The following is a 17,993-nucleotide window of genomic DNA, read 5'->3' as shown; positions in this document are numbered from 1 at the left end:
GTCGGACATGGTCAGACAGGGAAAACAGAGGGGAGCGACGATGGGCGGGGACGTGGAACGGTATCGCACTTTTGCGGCGGTGCGCGTAAACCAACTGGATAGCGAAGATACGAGCTTGCGCCGCTGGCTTCTGCTGGTCCGCCTCGGTAGCTGGCCGCTGCAACTCGTCAGCATCGTCTTCCCGGTTGCAGCGGGATCGTTCTCGATATCGGGCTTTGCCAACGACGCGACCCTTGTGCCGCTGTTCAGTTTTGTCGGAGCCGCCGCTGTGGCGCTCCACCGGGGCCTCAACTGCGATGCCTATCAAAGCGCGCTGAAACGAACCACCCAGGCCGTGCGCAGCATCATCGAGGATTATGAATGCATCGCCGCGCTGGCCGACGAAAAAGTGGCCGATGCCCTGAAGAAAGCGGAAGCGCGTCTGCATGAACTGCGCGCGACCAGCAACGATGTGCCTCCGCGACGCCGCCAGAGCCTGCGCAATCTTGGCGGCGTAATAGCGCGCCCTGCCCCGACCGCCTGAGTTTGCCGCTTGGCAGAAATACCGGAATGACTCGGCTTCCCAAGACCTTGCCGCCGCCCTATGCCCCCCGCCCTGATGTTTGAAAAGCCGCCCCTCTGCCACGCCGACGAACTGCGCGCCATGCTAAGGCTGGCCGCGCCGATGGTCGGCGCGAATCTGCTGCAAATGGCGGTGTTCGCTGTCGATGTGGTGTTCGTCGCGCGGCTCGGGCCTGAGGCGCTAGCGGCATCGTCGCTTTCGGTGTCGTTATTCGGGTTGCTGATGTGGAGCATGACCGGCCTGGTCGGTGCCGCCTCCCCCCTGATCGCTGCCGAACTTGGTAGCCGGTCCCATGCCGTGCGCGAAGTACGCCGAACCGTGCGTATGGCCGGATGGGCCGGCCTGCTGGCAGCCTGCTTTGCCATGGGTGTGTGCCTGCTGGGCGGGCCGCTCATGCGGGTTACCGGGCAGGATGCCGGGGTGATCGCCCGCGCCGTGCCGTTCCTGCAGGTCCTGATGTGGGCGGCGATCCCCACCGTCCTCGCTGCGCTGCTGCGCACCGTCGTCGCCACGCTCGGACGCCCCGGCATCGGCACCGCGATTACCGGCATGGCCGTGGCCATCAATGCGCTTGGCAACTGGGTCTTCGTCTTCGGCAATTGGGGAGCGCCCGAACTCGGTCTGCTCGGCTCCGCCATATCCAGCGTCCTGACCAGCACCGCGATGCTGTTCGCGTTCATGCTCGTCATCCGTTTCGATCGCCGCCTGCACCGCTACCGCTTGCTCGGCCGCTGGTGGAGGCCGGAATGGAAGCGCTTTGCCGATGTCATGCGTATCGGCTTGCCGATCTGTGGCACGATCATTGCGGAAGCCGGCATGTTCAACGGTGCGGCTTTCGTCATGGGCCGGATCGGTGAGACGGAGTTGGCGGCTCATACCCTCGCCTTGCAGTTCGCGGCCATCGCGTTTCAGGTGCCTTTTGGCGTCGGACAGGCCGCGACGATCCGTGTTGGGCTCGCCTTTGGCGCGCGCGACAAGGCCGCGATCGCTCTTGCCGGAAAGGTCGCAACCCAACTCGGCATCGGCTTCATGGCGCTTTCTGCCGGCGTGATGATGCTGTTCCCGATGCAGTTGCTCAGGCTCTACATCGATCCTTCAGCGCCCGAAAACGCACGCGTGGTCGTGCTTGCGCTGCAATACATGATGGTTGCGGCCGCGTTCCAGCTGTTCGACGGCGCGCAAGCGGTGGGGGCCAGCATGTTGCGCGGGCTGCAGGACACGCGCGTGCCGATGCTGATTGCCATCTTCGGGTATTGGGTGCCGGGCGTGGGCACTGCCTTGTGGCTCGGGCTTTTCACCACTATCGGCGGCATCGGCGTCTGGGTCGGACTGCTCGTCGGCCTGATCTTCGTAGCGGGCCTCTTGCACTGGCGCTGGAGCATGCGTGCGCGGCTGGGCCTGCTTCCCGCCTGAACTGTTTCGTTCACTTCTGCAAAAAGAATCTCCGGTGGGGGCATTGACGCTCACCCGGCATGGCACCATATCCCGCCCGCTGGCACTCTCCCCCTGAGAGTGCCAAGCCCCATTTTTTAGTATGGAAGAGGGAGAAACCCATGTCATTCCGTCCGTTGCACGACCGCGTGCTGGTACGCCGCGTCGAAGCCGAGGAAAAGACCGCAGGCGGGATCATCATTCCCGATAGCGCCAAGGAAAAGCCGGCCGAAGGCGAAATCGTCGCCGTTGGCACCGGTGCCCGCGCCGAAAACGGCACGATCACTCCGATGGACGTGAAGGTCGGCGACCGCGTCCTGTTCGGCAAGTGGTCCGGCACCGAAGTCAAGGTTGGCGGCGAAGACCTGCTGATCATGAAGGAATCGGATGTTCTTGGCGTGATCGGCTGATCACCCGGATTTTCCGACTTACCAATCCAGAAATTCAAAGGAAATCAACATGGCAGCCAAGGACGTAAAGTTCGGCCGTGACGCCCGTGAACGCATTCTGCGCGGCGTCGACATTCTCGCTGACGCCGTAAAGGTCACGCTCGGACCCAAGGGTCGCAATGTGGTGATCGACAAGAGCTTCGGCGCGCCCCGCATCACCAAGGACGGCGTCACCGTCGCCAAGGAAATCGAACTGAAGGACAAGTTCGAGAACATGGGCGCCCAGATGCTGCGCGAAGTGGCTTCGAAGGCCAACGACGCAGCCGGTGACGGCACCACCACCGCCACCGTTCTGGCACAGGCAATCGTTCGTGAAGGCATGACCTCGGTCGCCGCCGGCATGAACCCGATGGACCTGAAGCGCGGCATCGACATCGCCGTCCTCAAGGTCGTCGAGAACCTCAAGTCGCGTTCGACCCCGGTTACCGGTTCGTCGGAAATCGCACAGGTCGGCATCATCTCGGCCAATGGCGACGTGGAAGTGGGCGAGAAGATCGCTCAGGCCATGGAAAAGGTCGGCAAGGAAGGCGTGATCACCGTTGAAGAGGCCAAGGGCCTCGAATTCGAACTCGATGTCGTCGAAGGCATGCAGTTCGACCGCGGTTACCTCTCGCCGTACTTCATCACCAACCCCGAAAAGATGACGGTCGAACTCGAGAACCCGTACATCCTGATCCACGAGAAGAAGCTGTCGTCGCTGCAGGCGATGCTGCCGATCCTCGAAGCGGTTGTGCAGTCGGGCCGTCCGCTGCTGATCATCGCCGAAGACATCGAAGGCGAAGCGCTGGCGACTCTGGTCGTAAACAAGCTGCGCGGTGGCCTGAAGATCGCTGCCGTCAAGGCACCGGGCTTCGGTGACCGCCGGAAGGCCATGCTGGGCGACATCGCCACGCTGACCGCTGGCGAAATGATCTCCGAAGACCTCGGCATCAAGCTCGAAACCGTCACTCTCGGCATGCTCGGTCAGGCCAAGAAGGTCACGATCGACAAGGACAACACCACGATCGTCGATGGTGCCGGTGCTGCCGAAGACATCAAGGGCCGCGTCGAGCAGATCCGTGCGCAGATCGAAGTCACCACTTCGGACTACGACCGTGAAAAGCTGCAGGAACGCCTTGCCAAGCTTGCTGGCGGCGTTGCCGTGATCAAGGTCGGCGGTGCTACCGAAGTCGAAGTCAAGGAGCGCAAGGATCGCGTCGACGACGCTCTCCACGCAACCCGCGCTGCAGTCGAGGAAGGCATCGTCCCAGGCGGCGGTACTGCACTCCTCTACGCAACCAAGGCTCTCGAAGGCCTCAAGGGCGCGAACGACGACCAGACCAAGGGCATCGACATCGTGCGCCGCGCGATTCAGGCTCCGCTGCGCCAGATCGCCACGAACGCTGGCCATGACGGTGCGGTTGTCGCTGGCAACCTGCTGCGCGAAAACGACGAAAATCAGGGCTTCAACGCCTCGACCGACGTTTACGAAAATCTGAAGGCAGCCGGCGTGATCGACCCGACCAAGGTCGTGCGTACCGCGCTCCAGGACGCAGCCTCGGTCTCGGGCCTGCTGATCACCACCGAAGCGGCGATCAGCGAACGCCCCGAAGACAAGCCCTCGATGCCCCCGATGGGTGGCGGCATGGGCGGCATGGGCGGCATGGACTTCTAAGTCCAAGCCTACCGTAGCTGAACTCGATGAAGGCCGGAGGGGAAACCTTCCGGCCTTTTTCGCATTGGTTTATTTATTTCGCTAGAACCGGGAACCATGCGCTCTCCGCGACGTTTCACGCCGGATGAGTATCGCTCGCTTCGCCCGTAACCTGTTGCGCCAACGGTGAGCGGGAGTGCACCGTCCGATATTGCGTCGCTGAACCCGTCAGGCTCGGATAGCGAAATCTTCCGTCTTCTGTTCGAGAACATGGATGATGGCTTCTGCGTCATCGAATTTCTCGACGGCCCGCACGGACCGCTCAGCGACTACATCCACATCATCGCCAACGCCGCCTACGAACGCCACACAGGCATCCCCAATGTCGTTGGGCAACGCCTGCGCGATATGGTTCCGGACGAGGCCGACGACTGGATCGCGTTCTACGGCAAGGTCCTGCGCACCGGCGAGCCGATCCGCTTCCGCAACGAACTTGTCGCCACCAGTCGCCACCTCGAGGTATCCTCGTTCCGTCTGGGTCCTTTTGAGAACCGGCTGGTCGCGGTCCTGTTCAAGGACGTGACCGACAAGGTTCTCGCCGAGCAGGCCCTGCACCAGCTCAACGAGACGCTCGAACAGCGTGTTGCCGATGCCCTCGCTCAGCGAGAACAGGCGGAGATGGCGCTGCGGCAGGCCCAGAAGATGGAAGCCGTCGGGCAACTCACCGGAGGGCTTGCACACGATTTCAACAATCTGCTCGCCGGCATCACCGGATCATTCGAGATGATCGCGCGGCGGATGGAGCAAGGGCGCGTTCCCGACGCCGAACGCTATGTCACCGCAGGCCTTGGCGCCGCGCGGCGCGCCGCTTCGCTCACCCACCGGTTGTTGGCGTTTTCCCGCCGCCAGACCCTGTCGCCGCGCCCGACCAGCGTCAACGCGCTTCTTGCCGATTTTATCGAGCTGGTTGGCCGCACGGTGGGTCCCGAAATCACGGTCAAGGTTGCATCCGATTACGATGCTTGGCCCGCACTGGTCGATGCCAACCAGCTTGAGAATGCCCTGCTCAATCTCTGCATCAACGCGCGCGATGCCATGCCCGATGGCGGCGTCCTCACCATCGAAACGCTGAACGTCACACTCGACCAGGCTGGCGCGGAAGAGCGCGGAATGCTGCCCGGCGACTATATTTCCGTGACCGTCAGCGACACCGGCGTCGGCATCGCCAGCGAAGACCTCGAACGGGTGTTCGAGCCGTTCTTCACGACCAAGCCGATGGGCCGTGGTACCGGCCTCGGCCTTTCAATGGTTTACGGCTTTGCGCGCCAGAGCAACGGGCTGGTGCGGATACGTTCGACGCCCGGCCAAGGCACCTCGGTGCGCATTTACCTGCCCCGCCACGACGGTCCGGCCGAGCTTGCCGCCGCCGCAGACGCGGACGCCAGAGGCGTCGCCCGCGCCGGTGCAAGCGTACTGGTCGTCGACGACGAGCCGACCGTCCGGATGATGATGGTCGATGCGCTCGGCCTGATGGATTTCCGCTGCATCGAAGCCCATGATGGCGCATCCGCTTTTGCCCTGCTCGACCAGAGTCCGGAAATCGATCTGCTGGTGACCGATGTCGGCCTGCCCGGCGGGGTCAATGGCCGTCAGGTTGCCGACGAAGCCAGGCGCCGCCAGCCCGGACTGAAGGTGCTGTTCGTGACGGGCTATGCCGATACTGCGGTGCTGCAGAACGAGCGCATGGAGCCGGGCATTGCCGTGTTGACCAAGCCTTTCACGATCGACGATCTCCAGCGCCGCGCAGTCGCCTTGCTGGACGCGGTCACGCCGCAGGCCTGACCCGCTCGAGCAGGTCGACCATGACGCCATCGTCCAGCGCATGCTCGTCGTAGCGTTCAAAGCCGAGCCGCCCTGCCAGCGCATGAGACGCCACATTGTCGCGCTCGATCATGCAGGCGATGCGCGGAGTGCTGATGGCGACATCGAACCACGCCAGCGCTGCCTTCATCGCCTCGGCCGCGTAGCCTTTGCCCCAATGCTTTCTCGCCAGGATCCAGCCCGCTTCCGGCACATCGTCCATACCCTTGCCAAAGCCGCGCATCGAATGGAACACACCGATCTGGCCGACGAAATCGCGGCTCGTCCGCTCCCACGCCAGAAACAGACCATAGCCATAGAGCTGCCACGATCCGGCAGCACGCAGCGCGCGCGAGAACATGTCGGTGGTTGGATCGTCAGGACGCGGCCCGAGAAAGCGATGCACTTCGGGATCGGCAACGAGATCGCGCAGGACAAGATAATCGTCGCGTCCCGGTACGGTCAGGACAAGCCGCTCGGTTTGTAGCATCGGCCCCTGCGTCACAGCAGCAGATCGAGCGCATGCAGCGCCAGGCCGACCAGACCGCCGACAAGTGTGCCGTTGATGCGGATGAACTGGAGATCGCGCCCGACTGCGCCTTCGATCCGGTCGGTCACGGTGCGGGCATCCCAGCGTTTAACCGTCTCGGACACTAGCCGCACTATCTGCGCACCGTAACGCGTTGCCACGCCGACCATCGTCCGCCGGGCAAAGCGGTTGACCACGCGCTGGAGCGCAACGTCGCGCTGCAACGCCTGCCCGAGTTCGGCAAGGCTTGCGCCGAACTGCCCGCCAAGCGCACCTTCCGGATTGCGCACAAGCTGTAGCAGGCGCGTGCGTCCCCGCTCCCACAAGCCATCCAGCCAGCGGGCGAAAGCTGGGTTGGCCAGCACTTCAAGCTTCATCTGTTCGACGCGCGCCTGCACGGCATCATCATGGACAAGATCATGCGCGAGCGTCTCCAGCCCTTCCTCGATCTTCTTGCGCAAAGGGTGGTCGGGCACGACGAGCGTTTCGGCGAGCATCTTGTACAGGCCATCAAGCACTGCATTGGCGAGTTTCTCATCCAGCCCGGTCCAGCGCAGGATCGTGTTCGCGCGCTCATGAATCATCGCCTGAATCAGCGGCTCGTTCGCCTCGATCGTCTCGGCGGCCTTGCGGATCACGCTTTCGATCACCGCCATGTGCCGCCCATCGGCAATCGCCGCGCCAAGCAACTGGCCAAGCAACGGGGCAAGATCGATTTTCTCGAACTGGCGGCGCAAGGCATTCTTGGCCAGCCCGCCCAGTTCCTCGGGGTCGAGCGATTCAAGAATGTCGGCAATCAATCCGGCTGCGCCATCACGCAACCGGCTCTCACCAGTGCGCGGGTCGGCCAGGAATGCGCCTGCTGCAGCCGCCGCGTTGACCGCGCCCATACGCCGCGCGACGACCTGCGGCGTTAGAAAGTTGCTCTGCAGGAATGCCGCCATCGTATCGGCGATGCGGTCCTTGTTTTCGGGAATGATCGCCGTGTGCGGGATCGGCAGGCCCAGCGGGTGGCGGAACAGCGCGGTCACCGCAAACCAGTCGGCAAGGCCGCCGACCATCGCCGCCTCGGCAAAGGCCCGGACAAAGCCGAGCGCCGGGTGCAAGTCCTGAAACTGGCGGGCGATGCCATACGTCACCGCCATGGCCACCAGCAGGCAGGTCGCCACAACGCGCATTCGCCGCGCCCGGTCCACCGGAACAGCTGCCAGCGCTTTCAATGTCCGCCCGTTAGCGGCGGCGCGTCGGGAGCCGACATCGGGGGCCGGGATTACATCCACGGCAGTCTCTGGCGGGGTTTCGATCACTCCGCCGGGAATGCCTCGGGCGCAGGTTCGTTCCGGTGCCCCGGTTCATAGCCCAGCACCTTGCGCGCCAACCACGGCCCGATCCGCTTCTCAAGACCATCGGCTAGGCTGAAGCCAGCGGGAACGATGAGCAGGGTCAGGAGCGTCGACAGTGTCAGCCCTCCAATCACCACGATGCCCATCGGCGCACGCCAACCGGAATCGCCGCCGATCGCAGCGGCAGTCGGGATCATGCCTGCGACCATGGCTACGGTGGTCATCACGATTGGCTGGGCGCGTTTGTGTCCGGCCTCGATTATAGCTTCCAGTTTTGATTTGCCTGCGGCCATTTCCTCGATGGCGAAATCAATCAGCAGGATCGAATTCTTCGCAACGATACCGAACAGCATCAGAATGCCGATGAACACCGGCATCGACAGCGACTTCCCCGTCACCATGATTGCGAGCAGCCCGCCGAGTGGCGCCAGGAACAACGATCCCATGTTTACCAATGGTGAGATGAACCTGTGGTAAAGCAGAACCAGCACCGAGAAGACCAGCAACACGCCTGCGCCCAGCGCAACCGCGAAGTTCATCATCATTTCGGCCTGGAACTTGTCTTCGCCTGCTGCAGTGTTGGACACGCCTTGCGGAAGGTTCTGCATGATCGGCAGTTTCATGATCGCAGTCATCGCCGTGCCTTTGACAACGCCCAAAGGGAGATCGGCACCCACGAATACACGGCGGTTCTGATTGTAGCGCTGGATCTGAGTCGGACCCGAGCCAAAGCTGATCTCGGCCACCCGCGAAAGCGGCACGGCCCCGCCCGATGCAGTCGGCACCGGCAAGTTCTCGATAGTCGTGAGGTCGCGCCGCGAAGCCTCTGGCAATTTCACGCGAATCGGCACCTGGCGATCGGACAGCGAGAACTTTGCGCTATTCTGATCGATTTCGCCTTGGGTTGCGATGCGGATCACCTGGCTAAGCGCCTGCGTCGTCACGCCGAGACTGGCCGCGAGATCAAGCCGCGGCGTGATGATGATTTCAGGACGGCGCAGATCAGCACTTATGCGCGGAGCAATGACTTCCTTCAGCCCGCTCATCTGGTCCACCAGAGCTTGCGCCGTCTTTTGCAGCAGTTCCGGATTTGAACCGGCCAGCATGACGCTGATCGGACGCCCGGATCCTCCGCCGGGTCCGCTCGGGCCATTCGACAGGAAGTTGACGCGTGCATCCGATATTTTCTGGAGTCTTGGCGTGAGTTCGCGTTCAAAGTCGAGGCTCGACCGCGCGCGGTCTGCGTGAAGGTTCAGGTAGATGCTTGCCTTTGCTTCGCGGACCGATTCCAGCGCGGATTGTACTTCCGGTTCCTTGGCGAGAATGGCGACAACTTCGCTGACCTTGGCCTCGGTCTGTTTAAGCGTGGTGCCAGGCACCATTTCGATGCTCACCCGGCTCGAATCGCTGTCGGTATCCGGGAAGAACTGCGCCGGAATCGTCATGCCCAGCAGCACCGTCAGCATCAGCGCAACGAAACCAACCCCCATCATCCAGACGCGATGATCACGAAACCGCGCGAGGAAGCGGCGGCGGGGATTGGCTGCACGATAGGCCGCGACCTTGGAGGTGTCGAGCGACCAGCCCAACACCTTCATGTAGCGGTCCATCCATACTCCACCGCCATGCTCGGCTTCGCCGTGCGACTTGAGAAAGTAGGCTGCCACCATCGGCGTGATCATGCGCGCAACCAGCAGCGAGAACAGGACGGCTATCACCACAGTCATGCCGAAGTTCTTGAAGAACTGTCCGGAAACGCCAGGCATCAGCGAAACCGGGAAGAACACCGCGACGATCGAGAACGTCGTTGCGACGACCGCCAAACCGATTTCGTCCGCAGCGTCGATGGAGGCCTGGTAAGCCGATTTACCCATGCGCATGTGCCGCACGATATTCTCGATCTCCACAATCGCGTCGTCGACCAGAACACCCGCCACCAGACCCAGTGCCAGCAGTGACATCTGATTGAGGGTGAACCCCATCAGGTTGAGCACCCAGAAGGTTGGAATCGATGAAAGTGGAATGGCGATGGCTGAAACGATGGTCGCCCGCCAATCACGCAGGAAGAAGAACACGACGATGACCGCCAGCACAGCGCCTTCGACCATCGCATTCATCGATGAGCGGTACTGATCCTTGGTATATTTCACCGACGTGAAAAGCTCCACGAAGTGGATCTTTCCGCCCTGTTCGACTTCAAGCTTCCGCATTTCAGCCGTCGCACCATCGTAGACGGAAACGTCTGATTCGCCACGCGCGCGCGAAATTGCGAAAGTAACAACAGGCTTGCCGTCGAATTTGGCGATCGACGTGATCTCGCTGTAGCTGTCTTTGACATCGGCGACATCTGCCAGACGAATGGTGCGCCCGCTGGAAAGCCCGATTTCAGTTTGCGACAGGTCGTACGCGGTTCGCGCATTGCCCAGCACGCGCACCGATTGGCGCGACCCGGCCACTTCGGTCCGGCCACCTGCTGCGTTGATGTTGACCTGCCGCAGAGCCGCGTTGATCTGGCTGGCAGTCGCGCCGAGCGCATTCATGCGCATCGGATCAAGCGTCACCGCAATTTCGCGATTGACCCCGCCTGACCGGCTGACTTCTGCCATGCCTGCTACGGTAAGCAGCCGCTTGGCAACTGTATCGTCGATATACCACGACAGTTGCTCGAGCGTCATGTCATCGGCAGCTACCGCGATATAGGCAATCGGCTCGGACGACGTTTCGACCTTGAAAACCTGCGGCTCGAGAATGCCTTCCGGCAGATCGCTGCGGACTTGATCGACCTTGTTCTTGACCTCATTGACCGCGGCATTGATGTCCTGACCGATCTTGAACTGCACCATCGTCTGGCTGTTGCCCTCCGATGCCGTCGAAGTCAGGGTGTCCACCCCTGCGATGGAGCGTACGGCAGCTTCAACCCGCTGGGTAATCTGGTTTTCAATTTCGGTGGGCGCGGCACCGGGTTGCGAGATCGATACGATCACGATCGGAAACTCGATGTCCGGGTTGTCCTGCACCTTCATTTGCGAGAATGAGAGCAGCCCGGCCAGGGTAAGACCGATGAACAGGACAAGTGGGACGACCGGGTTGCGGATGCACCAGGCCGAGATGTTCTGGAAATTCATGCCCGCTTACTTCGACGCAGAAGATTGGGCCGCAGCCGGTTGGGCGATCGTGGGCTCCACCGGATCGCCCGGATTGAGGAAGCCGCCTGCGCGCAGGACCACGCGTTCGTTGCCCGAAAGCCCTTGGATCACGGCAATGCCATCTGCGCTGACTCCGCCGGTCTTCACATCACGGCGCTGTGCCTTCTTGTCGTTGCCGACAACATAGACGAACGCGCCCTTGTCATCGCTGAGAATGGCGGATTCGGGAAGCTGCGGCGCGGTGATCGTGCCCGAACGCAGGCTCGCGCTGGCGAAACCACCGGGGCGCAGCGCCGCATCGTAGGCGAGCGCAATGCGCGCGATGCCCTCGCGCGTCTGCGCGTCGATCGTGGGCGAAAGCTGCCAGATCTGGCCGGTAAAAACGCGGGTCGTGCCGACCGGTGTAACTTCGGCGGTGTTGCCCACCGCAAGGCGCGCCAGCTCTGCTTCGGCAAGCCGCGCCTGCATTTCCATCTGACCGTCACGCGCGAGCGAGAACAGCACACCGCTGCCCGAACTCACGACCTGACCGACCTCGACGGCGCGGGTCAGCACAAGTCCTGCAGCAGGCGCGACGATGTTGAGCCGCGCAGCGCGTGCACCAAGCTCACCAAGGCTGGCCCGGGCGACCCGTACACGCGCGTTCGCGGCGTCGCGGGTCGCAGTCAGCCGGTCGATGTCGGCTTTCGAGATGAATCCTTTGGCGACCAGCTTGAGCGCACGGTCAAGATTGGCCTGAGCGAGCCGCGCATCGGCATCAGCCACGGCAATGTTAGCCGACTGACTGGCGATCTGCTGGCTCTGCACCGACCGGTCGATCACGGCCAGGACCTGCCCGGCACGCACCCAGTCACCGGCATCGACCAGCACCTGCACCACCTGCCCGCCTTCACCGGCAACGCCCACAGGCATCTCGCGCCGCGCAGCAATCGTGCCGCTGGCCGTGATTGCGCCGACAATCGTCGTCTTGCCCGGAACAACCACGGTCACGACCTGCGCCTGCGCCGTCTGGCTGGCACCGTCCGCCGCTCCGTCCGAGCCATGCATCGCCCACCAGGCCGCGATCAGGGCCAGCACCGCGAAGGCGCCGATGATCCACTTGCGACGTGACGGCGGCGCGGCGCCTTCTCCATCGGCGAATGCGCCGAGGGCTTGAGCACCTTGGGAATCGATGGTCGTTTCGTAATTCATGTTTTTCAAAGCCTTCGTCCCATGCCGGTTCGAGGCGGCCCCTGTTTGCTCGAGCTGGTGTGTTACTACGGCAACGCACCTGCCGCAAGCATCGCGGCGCCACCGATATGGTAGGTCAATGCGCCGCAATAGACTTGGATACGATCAGTGGCAATTCCGTCTCGACGAAGGACTTATGCCGAAATGGCAGTCGTGTCTTTCTTGCACCTGTAACTTTTTGTAACGCCCTGCCGCAGTCGAGCAAGAATAAAGGCTGGGCCAGGCATCGCCTGCACCAAAGAACAACGGCCGCCTTCCTGAAGGAAGACGGCCGCCGTAAATGACGTGGAATGAACTTCGTCAGTACTTGAGCTGGCGCTCGTAGAGATCGCGGTAGTGCTGGATGCGCGTCACACGCAGACCCTGCATGCCCGAACGATCGACCGCCCGCTGCCATGACGCGAATTCCTCGAGCGTCAGGCTGTAGCGCTCGCACACCTCGTCGATGGTCAGCAGGCCGCCGTTGACCGCGGCCACGACTTCGGCCTTGCGGCGCACGACCCAACGCGTAGTCGTCGGCGGGGGAAGGCTGTCCAGCGTCATCGGTTCGCCCAAGGGGCCAATGACTTGCGCCGGACGGATTTTCTGGTTTTCGATCATGTCAGTCTCGTACGTCAGCGAGGCCCGGCCGCAGGGCGACCATCTGTGATTTCCGGTGTGCCCGATGGCGCTTTGCCATTCACTGAAGAGTTTGGGTTAACAACACCTTCATCACCCCCCGATTGCGCCGAAACGCCTGAAAATCCCGATGCAATGATTCGGGCAGTCCGTCCGTCAAAGCTGCCGGTCGATAGCGTTTCGTCTGCATGACCTGCCTTGGCCATGATACGGCGCAAGTCCTGCATCGCGGCGATCCGCGAGCACAGGTCGTGCCACGTCAGCAGGCGCAGTCCCGCTCCGGCGTCTGCCGGGACGAATTGGCCGGGATTGTTGAAGCTCATGTCCATCGCCGACCCTATTAGGCGGCAGACAGCTAAGGTCCGGTAAAGGGCGTATTTAACTTTTGTTCATGCTCCCGCGCCCGCACAAGTCGCCGCTTTGCCTTGCTGTGCGAAAACGCCTAAGGGCGGCAAATGCCCGCAGTTACTTCACTTCCCGACCTGCCCTCGCTGTTCGACCTTGCCGTGCCGCTGGCCGCACGGCGCATCGTCGTGGCCATGTCGGGCGGCGTCGACAGCTCGGTCGTGGCAGGAATCGCTGCCGCCAGCGGTGCCGAAGTCATCGGCGTGACATTGCAGCTTTATGACTATGGCGCCGCCACCGGGCGCAAGGGCGCTTGCTGTGCGGGCGACGACATCCGCGATGCCCGTGCCGTTGCCGACCGGCTCGGCATCGCGCATTACGTGTTCGATCATGAATCAAGTTTCCGCGAGGAAGTGGTCGAGCGGTTCGCCGACGATTACCTCGCCGGTCGTACGCCGATACCCTGTGTCCGCTGCAACATGGGGCCGAAGTTCACCGACCTGTTCGCCATGGCCCGCGATCTTGGCGCAGACTGCCTCGCCACCGGCCATTACGTTCAGCGGGTGGCCGGGCCTGCCGGGCCGGAACTGCACCGCGCCGCCGATCCTGCGCGCGACCAGTCCTATTTCCTCTACGGCACGACCGAGGCCCAGCTCGATTACTTGCGCTTCCCCTTGGGCGGCATGCCCAAGAGCGAGACCCGCCGCATTGCCGAGCAGCTCGGCCTTGCGGTTGCTGGAAAGCCCGACAGTCAGGACATCTGCTTCGTGCCTGATGGTGATTACGCCAAAGTCGTGCGCGCGGTGCGCCCCGAAGGCGACGCACCGGGCGAGATCGTCCACGCAGCCACCGGAGAAGTGCTCGGACCCCATCGCGGGATCATTCACTATACCGTCGGCCAGCGGCGCGGGCTGGAAATCGGCGGTCAGCCCGAACCGCTCTTCGTCATCGCGCTCGATGCCCCGAATCGCCGGGTCCTCGTCGGCCCACGCACGATGCTCGCCGTTGGCCGCGCCACGCTTACCGAAACCAATCGCATCGGCCCGCTGCCAGACGTGCCACTGACCGCGAAAGTGCGCTCGATGGCCAAGCCCGTGCCCGTTACGCTCGAAGGCGCATTCGGCGATGGAGCGACGACAACGATACGGTTTCATCAGCCCGAATACGGCGTGGCACCCGGACAGGCGGCCGTGCTTTATGCCGGCGAGCGCGTTGTCGGTGGCGGCTGGATCGAATCGACCGAACGGCCTGGCACCTGACCCTTTACTTCCACGGCTCCAGCACGCAGCCCCAACCCTCGCGGTAGGTAGCGGTCTCGCTGGTAATCAGCGCGAACCGGGCGGTGACGCTCCGCGCCTCGACGTCCTCGCTCAGCGTGACCAGTTCCATGCCCGGCTCGAAGTCCTTGCGGCAATCGGACAGGCCGCGCCCCCCGGCGAACCGGCACGAACAGGCCACGCGCGCGCCATAGCTCGCGCCTGTCGTCGCATAGCTGCGGATCGGCGAGAGGAAGACCGCGACGAGCACGGCGATCAGGCCAAGCCCGATCACGATCCAACGCAGACGCCGGGTCCGTTGTGGCGCAATCGTCAGCGACGGAGTTGTGGGGGAATGGTTGTTGCCGGTTGCCATCGATGCGCGTTCTGGTCGAAAGGACTGGCCTGATGCCTCGTCGCTCCCTTCCCCTTATCGTGGCGCTTGCGCTTCTGCCAGCCGTGGCAGGATGTTCGCGGGGGACGAATGCGTCCGATCCGCCGCCACCCCTTTCCGCCGAAGCGCTGAAAGCCGTGGTCAAGGCGCCCGGCACCAACCGCGAGAAGCTCGCGCGCGCTGTCGAAGCCCAGTTCGGTGAACGCATGGGCGAAACCCGCGCGCTGATCGTGATGAAGAACGGGCGAATCGTTGCCGAGCGCTATGGCGAGGGCATTCACGAGAACACCCGGCTGGTCAGCTGGTCGATGGCCAAGTCGGTCACCGGGGTGATGATCGGCATGCTGGTGTCCGATGGCCGCCTGCGTCTCGATGAAACCGCGCCGGTGCCCGCGTGGCAGCGCTCGGGCGATCCGCGCGGCGAGATCACCCTGCGCCAGCTTCTGCAGATGCGCTCGGGGCTGCGCCATTCCGAAGCCATCGACCCGATCTACGAATCGGACGAAGTGCGCATGCTGTTCCTCGATGGGCGCGATAACATGGCGCGCTATGCCGAGGACCAGCCGCTTGAGGCCGAGCCGGGCCGGAAGTTCGAGTATTCCTCCGCCACCAGCGTGATCCTCGCAGACCTCGCCGCGCGCGTCCTCTCGCCTGCACCCGATCCCGAAAGCCGCCGCCGCGCCGTGGCCGAATACTTGCGCACCCGGTTGTTCGAGCCTGCGCGGATGAAATCAATGCTGCCCGAGTTCGACCGCGCGGGAACGCTCGTCGGCGGTTCGCTGATCCACGGCACTGCGCGCGACTGGGCGCGCTTCGGAGAGTTCCTCCGCAACAAGGGGTCGGTGCGTGGCGCGCAGATCATCCCGCGCCAGTGGATCGACTTCATGGTCACGCCATCCCCGCGCGAGGCGCAGTACGGCGCGCAAGTGTGGCTCAACCGCAAGCCGACCCATGGCGAGGCGTCGCTTTTCCCCGATCGGGGACCGAAGGATCTCTACGCCTGCATCGGCCATCTCGGTCAATACGTGCTGGTCAGTCCGAGCCTTGGTCTCGTCATTGTCCGCATGGGCAAGACGCAGGAGGACAAGCGCGGCGCCGTCGTCGATGGGCTGGCCGATATCGTGGCGCTGTACCGCTAGGGTCAGGACCTATTACCTGCGCCTTCGAGGCGCCGGAATGGCGAACATATCGGGCGGATAGTCGCGCCGGGAAGGCTGGTTGCCTTTCCAAGCGAGTATCTGGCCGAGATGGAAGCCATTCCGGCGTCCCGCAGGGATTTGACCACAATGGCCAGCTGCTGCGTTAGATGGGCTTGAAATAGAATGGCTATTCCTGCGCCCATCCGCCTTGCATCAGGCCATTCTGCTTCAAACCTCGAAGGCGCAGGTAATAGGTCCTGACCCTAGGGCAGGCGGAACAAGCCCTCAACCATGGTCACGCAAGACCCACCCAGCAACACACGGCCCGCTTCGAGGCTGCAGGCAAAATCTGCCCCGCGGACCGAAGCCTGATGCGCGAAAAATTCGCCGCGCCCCAGCTTTGCCGCCCAGATCGGCGTGAGCGCGGCATGGGCCGAACCCGTCGCCGCGTCTTCGTCGATCCCGCCACCGGGCACGAACACGCGGCTGACCACATCCGCGCCCGAGGCATGGCCAGCGCCCTGCGCCGTGGCGATGAACTGTGCATCGCCATATGCCAGCAGCGCCTTGAAGTCGGGCGTCAATGCCAGAACGTCATCGGCCGAGCCGTAGATGAATATGTTATAGCCATCGCACTGCCAGACCTCGCGCGGCACCGACGCCCCCAGCATGGGCACGGCTTCGTCAAACGCGCCGGGAGCGGTCGGCACGGCGGGCAGCGACAGGACATAGCGCGCGCCATCACGCACCACTTCGAGAATGCCCGCCTTGCGCGTGGCGAAAGTCACACGCCCGCGCATCGGGTCCTGCGCCAGAACGACGTGGCCCGAAGCGAGCGTGGCATGGCCGCACATCGCGACCTCGACGGTGGGGGTGAACCAGCGCAATTCGAAGTCCGCAGCACCCGAATCATCGGGCACCAGAAACGCGGTTTCGGCGAACAGGTTTTCCGCGCCAATCGCCTGCAGCGTCGCATCGTCCGGCCAGGCCTCGAGCATCATCACCGCTGCCTGATTCCCTTTCAGGGGCGTGGTGGTGAAGGCATCGACATGGAAATAGGGGACTCTGCTGTCGGTCACGGCGTCGGCGCTCCCTGTGCGAGAATGGCGGGGCTGGTGCCGTCCATTGCTGGTTCGAGCAGATTTTCCGCCCCCATCACGCCTTCGTCGACCAGCCCTTCGGGATCGGGATGGATCAGGATTTCGACGCCGGGAAACTCCGCGATGAGTTTGTCCTCGATCTCGTCCATCACGCGGTGCGCCTCGGTTACGGTCATCCGGCCATCGACCCAGACGTGGAACTGGACGAAATCGCGATTGCCGCTGGTGCGCGTGCGCAGATCATGCAGGCCCTTGAGTTCGGGATGCTGCGCCACGACCTGGAGGAACCGCTCGCGCTTTTCGAGCGGCCATTCGTGGTCCATCAACTGCTCGATCGCGGCCTGCGAGGCGCCCCACGCGCCCCACGCCAGCCACAACGCAATGCCGAACGCGAAGACCGCGTCCGAGCCGGGAATCCCTGCGTAAGTATCGAGCAGAAGCGCTGCTATCACCGCGAGGTTGAGGAACAGGTCAGACTTGTAATGGACATTGTCGGTGCTGATCGCGAGGCTGCCGGTCGCCCGGATCACATGGCGCTGATAGGCCAGCAGCGCGAGTGTCGCGCCAAGCGCGATCGCCGAGACGATCACGCCCGATTCGGCCTCGGCCACTTGCGCACCGCCGAAGAACTGCTGAATCGCACGATAGGCAAGGCCGATGGCCGAGATCGAGATCAAAACGACCTGAAACATCGCCGCCAGCGCCTCGGCCTTGCCGTGACCGAAGCGGTGATTGTGATCGTCCGGCTGCGCCGCGACCCATACGCCGAGCAGCGTGGCCAGGCTGGCGACAAGATCGAGCGCGGTATCGGCAAGGCTGCCCAGCATCGCGGTCGAGCCGGTCGAGACGACCGCCCAGACCTTCATTCCGACCAGCAGGACCGCCACCGAAATGCTCGCCAGCGCGGCCTTGCGGTTGAGATCGTTGTGGGTGTTTGTCGTCGTGGTGTCCATTGCCT

16 protein-coding genes are annotated in these 17,993 nt (G+C 63.2%); 7 read left to right on the top strand and 9 right to left on the bottom strand.

Features of this window, described 5'->3' with window-relative positions:
- Nucleotides 1–40 precede the first annotated feature (40 nt).
- The 5 genes from RM192_RS01145 to RM192_RS01125 all read left to right on the top strand — a co-directional run bounded on the left by RM192_RS01145 (nucleotide 41) and on the right by RM192_RS01125 (nucleotide 5,917).
- Nucleotides 41–523: a hypothetical protein gene (locus tag RM192_RS01145; RefSeq protein ID WP_311505690.1), complete on the top strand. Its 483-nt coding sequence runs from the start codon at nucleotides 41–43 to the stop codon at nucleotides 521–523.
- Nucleotides 524–598: 75 nt separating this feature from the next.
- Nucleotides 599–1,975 (top strand): MATE family efflux transporter, encoded by a 1,377-nt coding sequence (locus RM192_RS01140; protein WP_311505688.1) that lies wholly within the window; start codon nucleotides 599–601, stop codon nucleotides 1,973–1,975.
- Between the two features lie 140 nt (nucleotides 1,976–2,115).
- On the top strand, nucleotides 2,116–2,403 hold the full coding sequence (gene groES / locus RM192_RS01135; protein WP_231466322.1) for a co-chaperone GroES: 288 nt from the start codon (nucleotides 2,116–2,118) through the stop codon (nucleotides 2,401–2,403).
- 49 nt (nucleotides 2,404–2,452) lie between these two features.
- On the top strand, nucleotides 2,453–4,096 hold the full coding sequence (gene groL, locus RM192_RS01130; protein ID WP_311505686.1) for a chaperonin GroEL: 1,644 nt from the start codon (nucleotides 2,453–2,455) through the stop codon (nucleotides 4,094–4,096).
- A gap of 165 nt (nucleotides 4,097–4,261) precedes the next feature.
- Nucleotides 4,262–5,917, top strand: a complete 1,656-nt coding sequence (locus tag RM192_RS01125; protein ID WP_311505684.1) for an ATP-binding protein — start codon at nucleotides 4,262–4,264, stop codon at nucleotides 5,915–5,917.
- Here RM192_RS01125 and RM192_RS01120 read toward each other — a convergent pair.
- The 6 genes from RM192_RS01120 to RM192_RS01095 all read right to left on the bottom strand — a co-directional run bounded on the left by RM192_RS01120 (nucleotide 5,901) and on the right by RM192_RS01095 (nucleotide 13,124).
- On the bottom strand, nucleotides 5,901–6,440 hold the full coding sequence (locus tag RM192_RS01120) for a GNAT family N-acetyltransferase (protein WP_311505683.1): 540 nt from the start codon (nucleotides 6,438–6,440) through the stop codon (nucleotides 5,901–5,903). The genes RM192_RS01125 and RM192_RS01120 overlap by 17 nt on opposite strands.
- The gene (locus RM192_RS01115; protein WP_311508539.1) at nucleotides 6,437–7,642 is read right to left on the bottom strand and encodes a DUF445 domain-containing protein; all 1,206 of its coding nucleotides are present in this window, start codon (nucleotides 7,640–7,642) and stop codon (nucleotides 6,437–6,439) included. The genes RM192_RS01120 and RM192_RS01115 overlap by 4 nt, the downstream gene beginning before the upstream one ends.
- Nucleotides 7,643–7,767: 125 nt before the next feature.
- The gene (locus RM192_RS01110; protein WP_311505682.1) at nucleotides 7,768–10,932 is read right to left on the bottom strand and encodes an efflux RND transporter permease subunit; all 3,165 of its coding nucleotides are present in this window, start codon (nucleotides 10,930–10,932) and stop codon (nucleotides 7,768–7,770) included.
- Between the two features lie 6 nt (nucleotides 10,933–10,938).
- Nucleotides 10,939–12,144, bottom strand: coding sequence for an efflux RND transporter periplasmic adaptor subunit (locus tag RM192_RS01105; RefSeq protein ID WP_311505681.1), 1,206 nt, complete (start codon nucleotides 12,142–12,144; stop codon nucleotides 10,939–10,941).
- Nucleotides 12,145–12,483: 339 nt separating this feature from the next.
- The gene (locus RM192_RS01100) at nucleotides 12,484–12,783 is read right to left on the bottom strand and encodes a DUF1153 domain-containing protein (RefSeq protein WP_311505680.1); all 300 of its coding nucleotides are present in this window, start codon (nucleotides 12,781–12,783) and stop codon (nucleotides 12,484–12,486) included.
- 14 nt (nucleotides 12,784–12,797) lie between these two features.
- Complete coding sequence (locus tag RM192_RS01095) at nucleotides 12,798–13,124, bottom strand: hypothetical protein (protein WP_311505679.1); 327 nt, start codon at nucleotides 13,122–13,124, stop codon at nucleotides 12,798–12,800.
- 132 nt (nucleotides 13,125–13,256) lie between these two features.
- On the opposite strand from RM192_RS01095, the gene mnmA reads away from it, so the two are divergent.
- Nucleotides 13,257–14,405, top strand: coding sequence for a tRNA 2-thiouridine(34) synthase MnmA (gene mnmA, locus RM192_RS01090; protein ID WP_311505678.1), 1,149 nt, complete (start codon nucleotides 13,257–13,259; stop codon nucleotides 14,403–14,405).
- A 4-nt stretch (nucleotides 14,406–14,409) separates the two neighbouring features.
- On the opposite strand, the gene RM192_RS01085 is transcribed toward mnmA, so the two are convergent.
- Entirely contained in the window at nucleotides 14,410–14,778 is a 369-nt protein-coding gene (locus RM192_RS01085; protein WP_311505677.1) for a hypothetical protein, read from the bottom strand.
- A gap of 32 nt (nucleotides 14,779–14,810) precedes the next feature.
- On the opposite strand from RM192_RS01085, the gene RM192_RS01080 reads away from it, so the two are divergent.
- Nucleotides 14,811–15,935 (top strand): serine hydrolase, encoded by a 1,125-nt coding sequence (locus RM192_RS01080; RefSeq protein WP_311505675.1) that lies wholly within the window; start codon nucleotides 14,811–14,813, stop codon nucleotides 15,933–15,935.
- 263 nt (nucleotides 15,936–16,198) lie between these two features.
- Here the strand turns inward: RM192_RS01080 and RM192_RS01075 are convergent, their stop codons facing one another.
- Together RM192_RS01075 and RM192_RS01070 are read right to left on the bottom strand one after the other, a co-directional pair.
- Nucleotides 16,199–17,014 carry a PhzF family phenazine biosynthesis protein gene (locus tag RM192_RS01075; RefSeq protein WP_311505674.1) on the bottom strand — a complete coding sequence of 272 codons (816 nt, stop codon included), beginning with the start codon at nucleotides 17,012–17,014 and terminating at the stop codon, nucleotides 16,199–16,201.
- On the bottom strand, nucleotides 17,011–17,988 hold the full coding sequence (locus RM192_RS01070; RefSeq protein ID WP_311505673.1) for a cation diffusion facilitator family transporter: 978 nt from the start codon (nucleotides 17,986–17,988) through the stop codon (nucleotides 17,011–17,013). The genes RM192_RS01075 and RM192_RS01070 overlap by 4 nt, the downstream gene beginning before the upstream one ends.
- Nucleotides 17,989–17,993: the final 5 nt, after the last annotated feature.

Origin of the sequence: Novosphingobium sp. MMS21-SN21R (genome assembly GCF_031846015.1) — a bacterium.
Classification (GTDB): domain Bacteria; phylum Pseudomonadota; class Alphaproteobacteria; order Sphingomonadales; family Sphingomonadaceae; genus Novosphingobium.
Note: the sequence above shows the minus strand (reverse complement) of the source record. Positions and strands in the feature narration are given on the sequence as shown.

Excerpts from the sequence above, each read along its gene's own strand:
- RM192_RS01145 (WP_311505690.1), top strand. The coding sequence starts at position 41 with ATGGGCGGGGACGTGGAACGGTATCGCACTTTTGCGGCGGTGCGCGTA.
- RM192_RS01140 (WP_311505688.1), top strand. The coding sequence starts at position 599 with ATGTTTGAAAAGCCGCCCCTCTGCCACGCCGACGAACTGCGCGCCATG.
- groES (WP_231466322.1), top strand. The coding sequence starts at position 2,116 with ATGTCATTCCGTCCGTTGCACGACCGCGTGCTGGTACGCCGCGTCGAA.
- groL (WP_311505686.1), top strand. The coding sequence starts at position 2,453 with ATGGCAGCCAAGGACGTAAAGTTCGGCCGTGACGCCCGTGAACGCATT.
- RM192_RS01115 (WP_311508539.1), bottom strand. The coding sequence starts at position 7,642 with ATGCGCGTTGTGGCGACCTGCCTGCTGGTGGCCATGGCGGTGACGTAT.
- RM192_RS01110 (WP_311505682.1), bottom strand. The coding sequence starts at position 10,932 with ATGAATTTCCAGAACATCTCGGCCTGGTGCATCCGCAACCCGGTCGTC.
- RM192_RS01105 (WP_311505681.1), bottom strand. The coding sequence starts at position 12,144 with ATGAATTACGAAACGACCATCGATTCCCAAGGTGCTCAAGCCCTCGGC.
- RM192_RS01100 (WP_311505680.1), bottom strand. The coding sequence starts at position 12,783 with ATGATCGAAAACCAGAAAATCCGTCCGGCGCAAGTCATTGGCCCCTTG.
- RM192_RS01095 (WP_311505679.1), bottom strand. The coding sequence starts at position 13,124 with ATGAGCTTCAACAATCCCGGCCAATTCGTCCCGGCAGACGCCGGAGCG.
- mnmA (WP_311505678.1), top strand. The coding sequence starts at position 13,257 with ATGCCCGCAGTTACTTCACTTCCCGACCTGCCCTCGCTGTTCGACCTT.
- RM192_RS01085 (WP_311505677.1), bottom strand. The coding sequence starts at position 14,778 with ATGGCAACCGGCAACAACCATTCCCCCACAACTCCGTCGCTGACGATT.
- RM192_RS01080 (WP_311505675.1), top strand. The coding sequence starts at position 14,811 with ATGCCTCGTCGCTCCCTTCCCCTTATCGTGGCGCTTGCGCTTCTGCCA.
- RM192_RS01070 (WP_311505673.1), bottom strand. The coding sequence starts at position 17,988 with ATGGACACCACGACGACAAACACCCACAACGATCTCAACCGCAAGGCC.